Origin of the sequence: Acinetobacter populi (assembly GCF_002174125.1) — a bacterium.
Classification (GTDB): domain Bacteria; phylum Pseudomonadota; class Gammaproteobacteria; order Pseudomonadales; family Moraxellaceae; genus Acinetobacter; species Acinetobacter populi.
Map to the genome: position 1 here is coordinate 56376 of NZ_NEXX01000007.1, position 14274 is coordinate 70649.

Annotated in this window: 14 protein-coding genes and 1 tRNA gene; 7 read left to right on the top strand and 8 right to left on the bottom strand. The window is 40.3% G+C overall.

Going from position 1 to position 14274, the window contains the following annotated elements:
* The first annotated feature begins 214 nt into the window (after window positions 1–214).
* The 5 genes from CAP51_RS15745 (at window position 215) to CAP51_RS15765 (ending at window position 3809) form a co-directional block, all read left to right on the top strand.
* The gene (locus CAP51_RS15745; protein WP_087621715.1) at window positions 215–880 is read left to right on the top strand and encodes a glutathione S-transferase N-terminal domain-containing protein; all 666 of its coding nucleotides are present in this window, start codon (window positions 215–217) and stop codon (window positions 878–880) included.
* A gap of 12 nt (window positions 881–892) precedes the next feature.
* Window positions 893–1327 carry a ClpXP protease specificity-enhancing factor gene (locus tag CAP51_RS15750; RefSeq protein WP_087621716.1) on the top strand — a complete coding sequence of 145 codons (435 nt, stop codon included), beginning with the start codon at window positions 893–895 and terminating at the stop codon, window positions 1325–1327.
* Between the two features lie 28 nt (window positions 1328–1355).
* Window positions 1356–2030, top strand: coding sequence for a hypothetical protein (locus CAP51_RS15755; protein ID WP_087621717.1), 675 nt, complete (start codon window positions 1356–1358; stop codon window positions 2028–2030).
* Window positions 2031–2296: 266 nt separating this feature from the next.
* Window positions 2297–3676 carry an amino acid permease gene (locus CAP51_RS15760; RefSeq protein ID WP_087621718.1) on the top strand — a complete coding sequence of 460 codons (1380 nt, stop codon included), beginning with the start codon at window positions 2297–2299 and terminating at the stop codon, window positions 3674–3676.
* A gap of 57 nt (window positions 3677–3733) precedes the next feature.
* A tRNA-Arg gene (locus CAP51_RS15765) sits at window positions 3734–3809 on the top strand.
* Window positions 3810–3926: 117 nt separating this feature from the next.
* On the opposite strand, the gene CAP51_RS15770 is transcribed toward CAP51_RS15765, so the two are convergent.
* The 6 genes from CAP51_RS15770 to CAP51_RS15795 are packed head-to-tail and all read right to left on the bottom strand — an operon-like array spanning window position 3927 to window position 9484.
* Window positions 3927–5105, bottom strand: coding sequence for a thiolase family protein (locus tag CAP51_RS15770; RefSeq protein WP_087621719.1), 1179 nt, complete (start codon window positions 5103–5105; stop codon window positions 3927–3929).
* Between the two features lie 25 nt (window positions 5106–5130).
* Window positions 5131–5760, bottom strand: coding sequence for a 3-oxoacid CoA-transferase subunit B (locus tag CAP51_RS15775; protein ID WP_087621720.1), 630 nt, complete (start codon window positions 5758–5760; stop codon window positions 5131–5133).
* Between the two features lie 3 nt (window positions 5761–5763).
* On the bottom strand, window positions 5764–6471 hold the full coding sequence (locus tag CAP51_RS15780) for a CoA transferase subunit A (protein ID WP_087621721.1): 708 nt from the start codon (window positions 6469–6471) through the stop codon (window positions 5764–5766).
* A 2-nt stretch (window positions 6472–6473) separates the two neighbouring features.
* On the bottom strand, window positions 6474–6815 hold the full coding sequence (locus CAP51_RS15785) for an AtuA-related protein (protein WP_087621722.1): 342 nt from the start codon (window positions 6813–6815) through the stop codon (window positions 6474–6476).
* A complete protein-coding gene (locus CAP51_RS15790) occupies window positions 6812–8173 on the bottom strand; it encodes an acyclic terpene utilization AtuA family protein (protein ID WP_087621723.1) in 1362 nt (453 codons plus the stop codon). The genes CAP51_RS15785 and CAP51_RS15790 overlap by 4 nt, the downstream gene beginning before the upstream one ends.
* Before the next feature lie 12 nt (window positions 8174–8185).
* Window positions 8186–9484 carry a CitMHS family transporter gene (locus CAP51_RS15795; RefSeq protein WP_087621724.1) on the bottom strand — a complete coding sequence of 433 codons (1299 nt, stop codon included), beginning with the start codon at window positions 9482–9484 and terminating at the stop codon, window positions 8186–8188.
* Window positions 9485–9750: 266 nt separating this feature from the next.
* On the opposite strand from CAP51_RS15795, the gene CAP51_RS15800 reads away from it, so the two are divergent.
* Together CAP51_RS15800 and CAP51_RS15805 are read left to right on the top strand one after the other, a co-directional pair.
* Entirely contained in the window at window positions 9751–10653 is a 903-nt protein-coding gene (locus CAP51_RS15800; protein WP_087621725.1) for a LysR family transcriptional regulator, read from the top strand.
* A 339-nt stretch (window positions 10654–10992) separates the two neighbouring features.
* Entirely contained in the window at window positions 10993–12375 is a 1383-nt protein-coding gene (locus CAP51_RS15805) for a WS/DGAT/MGAT family O-acyltransferase (RefSeq protein ID WP_087621726.1), read from the top strand.
* Between the two features lie 98 nt (window positions 12376–12473).
* Here the strand turns inward: CAP51_RS15805 and CAP51_RS17375 are convergent, their stop codons facing one another.
* Both CAP51_RS17375 and rng read right to left on the bottom strand, forming a co-directional pair.
* Complete coding sequence (locus CAP51_RS17375; protein WP_171294017.1) at window positions 12474–12632, bottom strand: PA1571 family protein; 159 nt, start codon at window positions 12630–12632, stop codon at window positions 12474–12476.
* A gap of 164 nt (window positions 12633–12796) precedes the next feature.
* Window positions 12797–14251, bottom strand: a complete 1455-nt coding sequence (gene rng / locus CAP51_RS15810) for a ribonuclease G (RefSeq protein WP_087621727.1) — start codon at window positions 14249–14251, stop codon at window positions 12797–12799.
* Between the last annotated feature and the right edge of the window lie 23 nt (window positions 14252–14274).

Sequence of the window (14274 nt, forward strand, 5' to 3'; positions counted from 1 at the left end):
AAATAAAAAAGTTAAGCTGATCGCCAATGTTTTATATGTTAATTGCGTTTTAGACACTATATTCTCCATTGATGGTGTATCTGATTCATAAAGCAATCTTTATACCAAGTAATAGATCAAAATGTCTAAGTGCTTATCGCAATCCACACAATTTTTATTTTTTAAGTGAGGCATTATATTGTATGCTTAACATCTTGATTTAATTTTAAAGTATATGTCGGTAATGGATAAGACTCCCTTTCATGGTGTCACTTTATATAGTCATCCCAATGACCACTACAGCCATAGCGTTCGTTTTCTACTGGCAGAAAAAAAAATTCAATATCGTTTAATTTTGGTCGATGAACTAGATGAGGAAGATTTAACTCAACTCAATCCTTATGGTTCCTTGCCCACACTGGTTGATCCTCAAATCAAATTATTTAAAGCCTCCATCATCAATGAATATCTGGATGAACGCTATCGACAAAATCGACTCTATGCCGATAGCCCTGCCGAAAAAGCCGAACAACGGCAATTTCTATGGCGGATTGAACAGGACTGGTTTAAATGGGCAGATATTTTATTACGCCATCCAGACACACTGGATCAACAACAGCAAAGCGTTGCCAAACGTGAATTGGCTGATATTTTAAGCAGTTTGAATCCACTATTTCAGCATTATCCTTACTTTATGTCTGAACAATTTTCAATTATTGATTGCATACTTGCACCGATGCTACTGCGCCTGTGGTATATGAAAATTGATATATCACCCAAACATGCCAAAGGACTATTATTATATTGCCAGCGTGTTTTTAATCGTGACAGTTTCAGGCAATCACTAACAACTTTTGAGCAAACACGTTATAGTGAAACACTTAAGCAATTTAATCGTTAAGGTTTATAAGAAATGAGTGAAACTAATTTGACACCAACTCGCCCTTATCTTGCTCGTGCAATATACGAGTGGATTTGTGACAATCAACTTACGCCTTATTTACTTGTAGACGCAACCCAGAAATTCGTACAGGTACCACAGCAACATATCAAGGACGGACAAATTGTCCTGAATATTGCCCCACATGCTGTACACCGATTCCAGATTGAAAATGAAGCCATTCACTTTAGTGCACGTTTTGGTGGTGTTTCTCAAGACATTTATGTGCCGATGTCGGCACTGATTGGTATATATAGCCGTGAAAATGGACAGGGTTTATTCTTTGATCCGCAGGAATATGATCAGGCCAGTACTGCTAGTGAGGATGCCCATCAGGAAACATCTGCCCAATCCAGTGAAACAACGACTGAAGCAAAGAAAAAGCCATCATTACGGGTACTGGATTAAAGCAATATGAAAATAAAAAGGAACAATTATGGCATTTGACTTTATAAGCTACATTGCACAGCAGGTTGGACAACAGCAACCTAATCTATTGGCTGATCAATCCAAACAGGTTAAAAATCAATACCTCATTCATTTAATTGCGTTTCAACTGTCTGCATTAATTGAAACAACACAACACGATGAAAATAAAGTCTATGAAAAGATTCAGCAGTTAGATAGCGCCTGGCTAGTAGACATGACTCAACATACCATTACACAAGATCAACGGGCCAGCGAATATTTCCAGCCGATTGCCACAAAACTCTCTGACAGTAATCATAAAATCGCAACGATTATTATCAATGAATTTGCCCAGCTTGATCAAAATGCCCATTTGGGCGTTGCTGGCATTAAAGAGCTATTAGATGGACAATATGCTTGGATGCAGGATCAGGTGGAACAATGGTTCTGGGACAGTATAGATCATCCAGAATTGAAATTATCAACCTCATCACAACCCGCAGATGAACCCGACTTTAATGAAATTATGCAGGAGTTTAATCATATGCTTCAACAACAAGCACAGCACAATCCGCAAGACCATACTGCACCTCATACTCCAGTTGCAGAGATAACACCAATTGCCCCATCAACATTCTTTAAAATTTTAAATCCACTCATTGCATTGCTAATTATTCTATGGATTTTTAGTTTTATTTTTTAAACACGCTACGCTTCTGGTTGATCTGAAAAACTTTAGAAGATCAGGCACTATTTTAAACATATTCTAGGAATTTCATTTTATCAGTCGATCATGAAATTCCTTAAAATTATCGCGCATACCAAACTATCCTATTCGTCTCCCTATACACTGTGCGTTAAAACACAATAGCCTCAAAAAAATTAAAAATGTAGAGTTCAAATAAACGTCTAGGCTAAACTACATTGTTCTATTAAAATGACCCGTCTTTTATATTTGAGTTAAATCCTTTGAGTCAACAAAAATCAGAGCTTCATCGAGGATTGAAGAATCGCCATATTCAATTGATTGCAATGGGTGGGGCAATCGGTACAGGCTTATTTCTGGGATCTGCCGAGGTCATCCAGTCTGCCGGACCATCAATTATTTTAGGTTATGCCATTGGCGGCCTGATTGCATTCCTGATTATGCGCCAACTTGGTGAAATGATTGTAGAAGAGCCAGTTGCCGGTTCATTTAGCCATTTTGCCAATAAATACTGGGGTAAATTTCCGGGATTTCTCACTGGCTGGAATTACTGGATTTTATATATTCTGGTGGCAATGACCGAGTTAACTGCCGTCGCCAAATATATCAATTATTGGTGGCCCCATATTCCAGCATGGTCTTCGGTTTTATTTTTCTTTGTCATCATTACCTTGATCAACTTATTGAATGTCAAATTTTATGGGGAATCGGAATTCTGGCTGGCCATCATCAAGGTGACCGCAGTAGTTTCGATGATTGTATTTGGTCTGTATTTATTGCTCACTGCCGATGCCAATTCAACCGCTAGCTTTAGTAACCTATGGACACATGGTGGTTTCTTTCCTAATGGTTTCGATGGGCTATTCTATATGCTGGCCTTTTTGATGTTTGCATTTGGCGGTATTGAACTGATCGGTATGGCCGCAGCAGAAGCTGAAGATCCTAAGAAAACCATTCCCAAAGCCATCAATCAGGTGGTTTTTCGTATTCTGATTTTCTATGTAGGTTCATTAACCATTCTGTTATCCCTTGTACCATGGGATCAGTTGAATCTTGGTGGACTAGACAAAAGTCCGTTTGTGATAATCTTTAGCCAATTAGGTATCAACTGGGCTGCACATTTACTCAACTTCATTATTCTAACGGCGGCATTATCGGTCTATAACAGTGGTATGTATGCCAATAGCCGCATGCTATATAGTTTGGCTAAACAAGGCAATGCACCTAAAATTTTCACCAAAACCAATCGACAAGGTGTACCCATTGCTGCGGTTATTTTATCAGCTGTCCTGATTTTCGGTTGTGTCTTACTTAACTACTTTGTACCCAAAGAAGCACTGGGACATTTAATGTACATCGTGGTTGGTGCTTTGGTATTGAATTGGGCTATGATTACACTGACCCATTTAAAATATCGTCGTTATGTCAAGGCAATGAAGATTAAAACCTCATATCCTGCGCCCTGGTCACCCGTAAGTAATTATGTGGTACTGATTTTTATTGCATTGGTGCTTTATATCATGTGGACACAGGGTTTTCAGGAATCTGTATTGATGATTCCGGTCTGGATTACGGCAATGCTGTTACTCTATGATTACTTAAATCCTCCAGAAATTCCGAACACAACACAGAAAGAAGATTAATTTTTTTAAAAGTTATTGCAAGTGCAGTAACTTTTTCATTTATAATCATTATATTGTGCGCTCTTAGCTTAACTGGATAGAGCAGTTGCCTCCTAAGCGACCGACGTGGGTTCGAGTCCCGCAGAGCGCACCATTTTTGATAAAAGTAGAACTTAGAATTTTCAATGAATCACGTTCATTAATTTAAATAAAAATCATACGATATTGATACTTAAACTAAAATAGTTTAAGTATCCTTCCCTTTCATTTCTTACATTAATTCAATCGCGATTGCAGTTGCTTCACCGCCACCGATACATAATGCCGCAATACCTTTTTTTCCACCAGTGCGTTTTAAGGCATGGATCAGCGTGACAATAATGCGTGAACCGGATGAACCCAATGGATGACCCAATGCACAGGCCCCGCCATTGATATTGACTTTTTCTGCATCAAGCGCAAAAGCATCAATCGCAGCCATAGTCACCATGGCAAAGGCTTCATTAATTTCCCATAAATCCACATCACTTGCTTGCCAGCCAGTCTGTTTTAATACTTTTTCAATGGCACCAACGGGCGCAATAGTAAACTCTGACGGATGCTGTGAATGGGATGCATAGGCCAGCACTTTTGCCAAGGGTTGCAAATGACGTTGCTGTGCTTGCTCTTCAGACATGATGACCAATGCAGATGCACCATCACTGATGGAACTTGAATTTGCCGCAGTAATGGTACCGTCTTTGGCAAATGCAGGTTTCAGTGTTGGGATTTTTTCGATATTGCCTTTAGCCGGTTGTTCATCTTGTGCAAAAATGACTTCACCTTTACGGGTTTTAACCGTGATCGGTGCAATTTCGTCTTTAAAGTAACCTTCGCCAATGGCTGTCTGAGCACGAGTCAGTGAACGAATGGCAAACTGATCCATTTGCTCACGGCTATAGCCTTTTTGATCGGCCATTTGCTGTGCCAGCACACCCATAGACAAACCTGTTTCGGCATCTTCCAGACCTTCAAGGAACATATGATCCTTGATCTCACCATGTCCCATACGATAGCCTGTGCGAGCTTTGGGTAACAGATATGGGGCATTACTCATGGATTCCATACCACCAGCCACCACAATACTGGCACTGCCTGCTTTGATCATGTCTGCTGCCTGCATCACAGCCTTCATACCGGAACCACAAATTTTATTGATGGTGACAGCACCGGTAGAATCAGGTAATCCAGCTTCACGCATGGCCTGACGGGCAGGACCTTGCTTAACGCCCGCTGGTAAGACGCAGCCAAAAATCACTTCATCAATATCATTTGGGCTAAGATTTGCCCGTTCAACCGCTGCCTTGATGGCAACTGCACCCAGGTTTGGCGCAGTCAATCCGGATACTGTTCCTTGAAAACTTCCCATTGCAGTTCGTGCTACAGCAGTGATGAGGATTGTTTCTGTCATTGTTATCCCTTTTTAAATTTATTCCCTAAACAAGTAAAGGTACACCTGTAACAGCCTGTACCTGTTCCACTTCCATACCTGAAGCCAACTCTACCACTTTAATGCCTTGTACAGTCACATCGAATACACCTAAATCGGTAATGATCCGGTTGACTACACCTTTGCCCGTTAAGGGTAAACTACATTGGTCGACAATTTTTGGTGTACCATCTTTAGCACAATGTTCCATCAGTACCACAACCTTTTGTACACCTGCCACCAAATCCATGGCACCGCCCATCCCTTTTACTTTCTTGCCAGGAATCATCCAGTTCGCCAGATCACCTTGAAGTGAAACTTCCATGGCACCTAAAATTGCAATATTGATATGTCCCCCACGAATCATGGCAAAAGATTCACTGCTAGAAAAAAATGACGCACCAGCACGGGCCGTCACAGTCTGTTTCCCGGCATTAATTAAATCGGCATCGACTGTTTGTCGGGTCGGAAACTCGCCTATTCCCAGTAAACCATTTTCGGACTGTAACCAGACATCCTTATATTGGGGAATATAGTTGGCAACTAGCGTTGGTAAACCAATCCCCAGATTGACATAAAATCCATCTTCGAGTTCCTGCGCAGCACGTTGTGCCATTTCATTCCTTGACCATGCCATAATTTATACTTCCTCTGTTTTTATCGTCATTTGTTCAATGCGTTTTTCAGGCTGTGAATTGACCACAATACGGCTGACATAAATACCGGGTAAATGAATTTCATCGGGGTCCAGTTCACCAATTTCGACCAATTGCTCCACCTCTACTACAGTTACTTTACCGGCCATGGCACATTCTGGATTAAAATTACGAGCAGTTTTACGAAACACCAGATTTCCAGCTTTATCCGCCTTATAAGCTTTGACCAGAGCAATATCTGCTGTTAAAGATGCTTCAAGAAGATATTCTTTGCCCTCAAATTTACGTATTTCTTTACCGTCAGCAATTAATGTACCGACCCCAGTGGCAGTATAAAACGCTGGAATACCTGCACCGCCTGCACGTAATTTCTCTGCCAGCGTGCCCTGAGGTGTTAATTCAACTTGCAATTCTCCGTTTAAATACTGCCGTTCAAATTCCTTGTTTTCACCCACATAAGATGAAATCATTTTTTTGATTTGTTTGCTTTGCAATAATTTACCCAGACCAAAATCATCAATACCGGCATTATTTGAAATACAGGTAAGTGCTGTGACGCCGGTATCTTTTAATGCATCAATTAAGGCTTCCGGAATTCCACATAATCCAAAACCACCGACCGCGATGGTTTGTCCATCATTGACAAGATCAGCAAGGGCAGCTTTGGCACTGCAAAATATTTTATTTTTCATCTTCAGATTCCTTTCCCTTCATATTCGCGCAGATCAATATTCAAAATTACCGAGCATAGGGATTTGCCATGGGCATCGAGAGAAAGTGAACGAGTTACCCCGCCTTTCAAAATTCCCCGTATCACAAAATTTAACGCAGCAATTTGCGCTAACTCATAACGCTCGATTTTTATTTCATCGACAGCAAAATGTTTCAAGGCTGGCTGTAATTGTTGATGAATCACTCGTGTTGTCAAAGTTGAACATAAAAAGTCATAATCTTTTGATTCGAATGCAATCACGGAAATATTGGAAGTATCGCCTTTATCACCAGTACGGCTATGTGCTATTTTTCGTAGTTTCATGATGCAGACTCCATCACCACATTGACATGTACCTCATCGCGTGGCAAATAAAGTGCTGCCACCGCAAGAACTTCCCGAACCGTTTTCACAGCACCACCTCCACCATAAGGACCATTGGTATATAAAGACTCAACCTCATTGGCTACGGCCACTGCATCGGTTTTTTTCTTGCAGCGTGCTGCAACACGTAAGCGGACCTCCCAGATATGGTCACTAGCGGATTGCGAACAATCCCCATAAAGTGAATCAATTCCCATAAGATCAGCGCGAATATCCTCATAACAAATTTTGGTTTGTTGTAACCGGCTCAACACAACTTTTCGTGCTAAATCTGCCCGTTGTCTGGCATTTGGTCCACCATAGGAGATCTGGCCTTCACCAATAAAACCATCGGTAAAGCCTACGGTAACCTTGAGTTTTTCCGGCTTGGGATAGCCTGCTGCGCCATAAACTGCCACCTGATCAGGTGCAATTTCCTTAAAATAAACATGGGAAAAATCTGCAATCACATCAGGCGTGAGATAAGCATCAGGTTGATGAATTTCATATAATAGCTGTTCTTTACAGGTAGCTTCTGTCACAAAACCACCTGAACCCTCAACTTTGGTAATGATGGCATTACCTTCACTGTCCACTTCGGCAATCGGAAAGCCCAACCGATCCAGATGAGGGACATCCTTAACGCCCGGATCAGCAAAATAACCACCCGTGACTTGACCTGCGCACTCCAGCAAATGACCAATGACCGTACCTTTACCCAATTTATTCCAGTCTGATAACGACCAATTAAACTCATGGATCAAAGGTGCAAGAAATAAGGAAGGATCTGCCACACGTCCAGTAATAATAATATCGGCATTCTGTTCGAGTGCCGCAAGAATTCCCTCAACACCCAGATATGCATTTGCTGAAACGACTTGTGCAGCAAGTACATCGATTTTTAAACCATTATCTAGTGTTAAAGCACGATTTTGCAATTGATGCAGGACATCATCACCTGTGACCGCTGCAACTTTAATCCCGTGAATATTTAAATCTGCCAGAATCTCACGTATTCTTTTTGCCGCAGCTACAGGATTCGCTGCACCCATATTACTGATGATCTTAAAACGACGATTGCCTTGTTGATCATTAATAAAAGGTAAAACTCCATAGAATCTTTTTTCCAGCAAGGCATCATAACCTGCATCCGGATTTTTTAATTTTTCCTGATTGGCAAGTGCAATGGTTCTCTCTGCCAGACATTCAAAAACCAGATAATCAAGATTACCTTTTTCAGCCAGTTCAATAGCCGGTTCTACCCGATCACCGGCATAACCGGCACCGCTACCTATACGGATTTTTGGTAATGTATTCATTTATATAATCTCTTAAAACGGAAATACACCAAATGCTGCCGCAGCAATTGTCATGATTACAGACGCAGCAAATAAATAAGGAATGGTATATTTTTGATGGTCAGCCAAATCCAGTTTGCACAGCCCAACAATTAGGAAAGTGGCAGGCGTTAATGGGCTGACAGGAAAACCTGTGGTCATTTGTCCTAAAATTGCTGACTGAGCAACTTGAACAGGCGCAATACCAAATGCTTCAGCAGTATGGGCGACGACTGGCAAAACACCGAAATAGAAAGAATCTGGATCAAATAATAAAGACAAAGGCATGGCAACAATACCCAATACAAATGGAATATGTTGTCCAGCACCTGGTGGAATAAAATTGACAGCATGTTCGGACATTTCTTTTAACATGCCCGTACCACTCATCACACCAGTGAACACACCAGCAGCCAACAAAATACTGACCATACTCAAAGCAGCTTTGGCATGTGCATCTATACGTTGTCTTTGCTCATCTACATGCGGATAATTTAATAATAAAGCCATTACGACACCGATCATAAACATCACAACCGGATCAACTTTGCCGCTAATCATGACTCCAAGAACAATAACCGTAACAATAACGTTCGGCCAGAAGCGATGGGGACGACGTAATGCTAAATCTTTTTCATCAATATCATAGGTGAGAAAATCTGATTTACCTGACACATTGGCAAGACCCAGACGCTTCTCTTCTTTTTTACCCAATAGCCAAGCAACACTAAATGTGAACACCAATCCAATAATCTGTACCCAAATTAATGGTGTAAAAATTTCGGTCACTGGAATATTTAATGAAGCCGATGCCCGAATGACAGGACCTGTCCATGGTAAAAAATTTACCCCACATGCTAGGGATGCAACACACGCTAAAATTCTGCGATCCATACCCAGCTTATCGTAGAGAGGCAACATCGCCGGAATGGTGATTAAAAAAGCGACTGCACCAGATCCATCCAGATGGATAATTAAAGCCAGTAATGCTGTCCCAACCGTAATACGTGCAGGTTTTAATCCAACCGTTTTTAAAATACGGTTGATAATGGGATCAAGCATGCCGGCATCAGTCATAATGCCAAAAAATAAAATTGCAAAAACAAACATGCCCGCCATAGGTGCAATGTTTTTAATGCCTGTGATAATAAATTTACTGGTTTCCAGACCAAAACCTCCAATTAAAGAGGCAATGATCGGAATGGTAATCAGCGCAATTAAAGGTGACAATTTCTTTGTCAAAATACTGACAAATAGTAAAATAATGGTGATTAATCCTAATCCTGCTAACATATCTTTCCCTTGTATTAGCGTTTCCTTCCATTGCATCGTATTCGGTTTTGTGACTGGTCTGAATCGATATTATTTAAATTCTGTATTCGGAAAAACTGAATAAAAAAAACATTGGACTTAAATTATCTTTAAATATTATGATAATAACGCTGGTAAAATGTACAAAAACTTATCTTATATAATTTATTTACCGAAAAAATTGGATTTTTTTGTTTAAACATCAAATTTGGTTTAAGTTTTTCAAACATTCCAAACAGGACTTTTACATGAAACAGGGATTAAGACATATTAAAGCTTTCCTCATGGTGGCAGAGCTTAAAAATTTTGGACGGGCAGCCAGTCAATTATATATTTCCCCATCCACCTTGACCTTGCAAATTCAGCAATTAGAAGAAGAATTAGGCCTAAAATTATTTGATCGTACGAAACGGAGCGTACATATTACCCCGGAAGGACAGCAAATGATTCTGCCGCTTAAAGCGGTATTAACGGAATATGAATATGCCCTAGAATTTAGCCAGAATATTTCTGAGCATGTTCTCGGTAGTATTAATATTGCCGTATTACCAACCATTGCCAGTTCATTATTACCTTTATGGATTAAAGAATTTAAAAAAGAATATCCTAGAGTAAAAATTATTGTTCAGGATTTAAATGCCAACGAAATTCACCATGCGGTTAAATCTGGTACTGCCGATCTTGGGATTGGTACAGTGGAATTATCCGATCCACATTTAACATTTAATCGCTTATTTGAAGATGAGTTACGTGTGTTCTTTCCCCCAGATCATGAATTAGCGGCAAAAAAAGATATTTATCTAAAGGATGTCATCCATTTCCCACAAATTGTTACCATGCCTGGCAGCAGCGTATATAACACGGTTAAACATGCTATCGAAAATATGGGTTTAACGCTGGAGAATCTCGATATTGCCTGTGAGGTCAGATATTTAAGTACAGCAATGGGATTAATTGAATCCAATATCGGTATTGCGATACTACCGGAATCCACCCCTATCAATATCAAACAAATATATATCCAAAAAAAGAAAATTATTGATTTTCCTGATACCAGAACCATTCATCTGATGCGACTAAAATCTGCCCATGAATCATTGTTATTAAACAGCTTTATCAAGGTGATTTATAATAACCATAGACTTTTCTAACAAATAGTCTTTGCCTACATACCAAATTTGTCAAACCCACCAACTGATTTCAAAAATATAAATAATGACAATACTAACTATAACAGACAGCAAACGATATGGATTGGAGAAGCTACAAACCTGCCCTTTGAGTCATGATGATATTTAGCTGAGTCTAAACCTCATCAGTTTTTGCAGATTTAGAAATTCTGCCCCCATCATTCTATTTAGACGTTCTATTCTATCCTGTAAAGGATTAAAGATATTCACATCAATAATGTTATGTTAATATTCTCGGAAGAGGAGAACATTTAAATAAGAACATTCCACGGAAGGCTTTTGAGAATCAAGGCGGAACTTATGCGACCACTCAACCCAATCGATTTTATTTTTTTATCATTAGAAAAAAGGCAACAACCTATGCATGTAGGTGGTTTGTTCTTGTTCAAAATTCCCGATGATGCAGCCCCAAGTTTTCTTCAAGATTTAGTGCAAGATATTCGGCAATCCAAAGCTATTCCCGTACCGCCCTTTAATCAGGTATTAAACGGTTTATTTTGGGATGTTGATGAAGAGTTTGATCTTGACCATCATTTCCGTCATATTTCTTTGCCTGCGCCAGGACGAATTCGAGAACTATTAACCTATATTTCACAAGAACACAGCGCACTGATTGACCGAGCCAAACCCCTTTGGACCTGTCATATTATTGAAGGTATTGAAGGCAATCGCTTTGCCATGTATTTTAAAATTCATCATGCCATGGTCGATGGTGTTGCCGGTATGCGCCTGATTGAAAAATCACTGGCACACGCACCAAATGAAACCATTGTCCCGCCATGGTGTGTACGAAATAATAAATTAAAGCGACCGGAAACCAAACCAATCAGTGCAGTAAAAAGCATTTTTAAATTGGCAAAAACTCAACTGCAAGCCACACCAATTGTATTACGTGAGCTGACACAAGCCATTACCAAAGAATTAGGTAAACATCCGGATTATGTCTCGACCTTTCAGGCGCCTGCCAGTATTTTAAATCAACGGGTCAGTTCATCACGCCGTTTTGCAGCGCAATCTTTTGAATTGCAACGTTTCCGCAATATCGCAAAAAATTTACATACCACCCTGAATGATGTGGTGCTGGCAGTTTGTGCCGGTGCAATTCGTTCATATTTATTGTCTATTAATCAACTACCTAAACGACCACTAATTGCGATGGTCCCGGCATCCATCCGTAATGATGATTCAGACCATGGTAACCAAATCACCATGATTTTGGCCAATCTCGCAACGCATAAAGCCAATCCATTGGAACGTATTGCGATCATTCAACGCAGCATGCAACATGCCAAAGAACGCTTCAAACGCATGACTGCACAACAAATCCTGAACTATAGTGCGTTGGTTTATGGTCCGGCAGGTGTCAATATTTTGTCTGGCTTGATGCCTAAACATCAGGCTTTTAACTTGGTAATTTCAAACGTACCGGGACCAACCGAACCTCTATACTGGAACGGTGCACAACTTGATGCGCTCTACCCTGCATCAATTGTGCTGGATGGTCAGGCACTCAATATCACCATGACCAGTTATCTGGATAAACTTGAAGTGGGTTTAACTGCTTGTCGTCAGGCCATGCCAAGAATGCAATCATTATTGGCATTGCTGGAAGAGGAAATTCAAACCTTTGAGCATCTGTGTCAGACACAATCCAAGCTTGAAAAAATTGGATCAGGTAATTAGTCGCTTAGCGCTAGTTATCTTATATTGTTGATGAGAAGAGCGTATTGAATCGTGCCCAGTGAAAGGGAAATCTATTTCCCTTCCTACTTTAAATAACATTATTTTTTACAGCGTGATAAAAGCTGTGTACATGCAAGACGTACCATTTCTTTGGTTACTTTAATTTCTTCGCCAGACTCTGCAAGCAAATAGCAACGATTAAATCTTGCAAATTCGATTGCTGTCGCACCTGTTTTTAAAATCACTTTTGCATCCATAATCATTCACCTCTTGGCTTGTAAATCATCATTAAAGATGACTTTTGGCTAACACTTGGCTATCACCTTGATGATGGTTATAGTATTCAAAACTATAGGCAAAAAGTAAAATTGCAGATGTAACAAAGCATTGAATAAATTCAGTTACAGTTTGGTAACTTTTGCTAACTCAGAATGATGTCGTACTGCTCTTGCGTATATAAATTTTCGACCTGAAACTTAATAATACGATCAATGAAATGCTCTAAATCCGCCACCGCAGCAGCCTCTGTGGTGAGTAAGCTATCAATCACTGATGGATGGGCAACGATGGTATAAGCACGCTGAGATTCGTAAGCTCTTGCATATCGCATAATTTCACGAAATATCTCGTAACACACAGTTTCTGCTGTTTTTACATAACCACGGCCTTGACAGGTAGGACAAGACTCACAAAGCAGGTGTTCTAATGACTCTCTGGTACGTTTACGTGTCATTTCAACCAGCCCAAGTTCAGACACTTGGGTAATTTTGGTTTTGGCATGATCACGCTCAAGCATTTTTTCGAGAATTTTCATCACTTCATCACGATGCTCTGCTTCCTGCATGTCAATAAAGTCAATGATAATGATACCACCCAGATTCCTTAAGCGAAGCTGTCGGGTAATTACTTGGGTTGCTTCAAGATTGGTTTTAAATACTGTATCTTCAAGTGAACGTCCACCCACATATGAACCAGTATTAACATCAATGGTGGTCATGGCTTCGGTCTGATCAATCATCAGATAACCACCGGATTTTAAATCAACCCGGGTTTGCAAGGCTTTCTGAATATCTTCTTCAACATTGTATAAATCAAACAGCGGACGTTCACCAGGGTAATGAATCAAACGATCCTGAATGGTGGGTACAAATTCGGCTACGAATTCCTGTAATTTATGGAAAATTTCCCTGGAATCGACATAAATTTTACTGGTGTCTTCACTGGCAAGATCACGAATGACCCGTTGTGGTAGCGGTAATTCCTCAAAAATCAGTCCTGTTGCTTCGACTTGTTTTTGTTTACGCTGAATATATTCCCATAGCTTTGCCAGATAAGCCATATCCTGACAAATTTCCTGTTCGGAAATTCCTTCGGCCGCGGTACGGACAATCAAACTACCGGGTAATTTCAGTTGTTCTTGCAATTGCTCAATTAAATTTCTTAATCTTAGGCGTTCTTCTTCCTGTTCGATACGCTGTGATACACCGGTATGGTTGCCATAAGGCATCAACACCAGATAACGCGAGGGAATGGATAGATCGGTGGTCAATCGTGCACCTTTCGAGCCCAGCATATCCTTCATGACCTGTACCGATAGAATCTGTCCCGGATGCAACAGTTCAAAAATATTAGGCGCAGACTGGGTACGCGACCAGACCATGTCATTCAGGTGCAAAAAAGCGGTGCGCGATTGTCCGATATCAACAAATGCAGCCTGCATGCCCGGTAAAACACGCACAATTTTACCGTTATAAATATTGCCGACCAGCCCACGTTTTGCAGCCCGCTCAACAAATAACTCATTCACCGTGCCATTTTCAATTAAAGCAACACGACACTCCATCGGAGTGATATTAATTAATAACTCATCAGCCATGATGATTAACCTAAATGTTAAAT

Coding starts and splice junctions, on each gene's coding strand:
- CAP51_RS15745 (WP_087621715.1), top strand. CDS start 215: ATGTCGGTAATGGATAAGACTCCCTTTCATGGTGTCACTTTATATAGT.
- CAP51_RS15750 (WP_087621716.1), top strand. CDS start 893: ATGAGTGAAACTAATTTGACACCAACTCGCCCTTATCTTGCTCGTGCA.
- CAP51_RS15755 (WP_087621717.1), top strand. CDS start 1,356: ATGGCATTTGACTTTATAAGCTACATTGCACAGCAGGTTGGACAACAG.
- CAP51_RS15770 (WP_087621719.1), bottom strand. CDS start 5,105: ATGACAGAAACAATCCTCATCACTGCTGTAGCACGAACTGCAATGGGA.
- CAP51_RS15775 (WP_087621720.1), bottom strand. CDS start 5,760: ATGGCATGGTCAAGGAATGAAATGGCACAACGTGCTGCGCAGGAACTC.
- CAP51_RS15780 (WP_087621721.1), bottom strand. CDS start 6,471: ATGAAAAATAAAATATTTTGCAGTGCCAAAGCTGCCCTTGCTGATCTT.
- CAP51_RS15785 (WP_087621722.1), bottom strand. CDS start 6,815: ATGAAACTACGAAAAATAGCACATAGCCGTACTGGTGATAAAGGCGAT.
- CAP51_RS15790 (WP_087621723.1), bottom strand. CDS start 8,173: ATGAATACATTACCAAAAATCCGTATAGGTAGCGGTGCCGGTTATGCC.
- CAP51_RS15795 (WP_087621724.1), bottom strand. CDS start 9,484: ATGTTAGCAGGATTAGGATTAATCACCATTATTTTACTATTTGTCAGT.
- CAP51_RS15800 (WP_087621725.1), top strand. CDS start 9,751: ATGAAACAGGGATTAAGACATATTAAAGCTTTCCTCATGGTGGCAGAG.
- CAP51_RS15805 (WP_087621726.1), top strand. CDS start 10,993: ATGCGACCACTCAACCCAATCGATTTTATTTTTTTATCATTAGAAAAA.
- CAP51_RS17375 (WP_171294017.1), bottom strand. CDS start 12,632: ATGGATGCAAAAGTGATTTTAAAAACAGGTGCGACAGCAATCGAATTT.
- rng (WP_087621727.1), bottom strand. CDS start 14,251: ATGGCTGATGAGTTATTAATTAATATCACTCCGATGGAGTGTCGTGTT.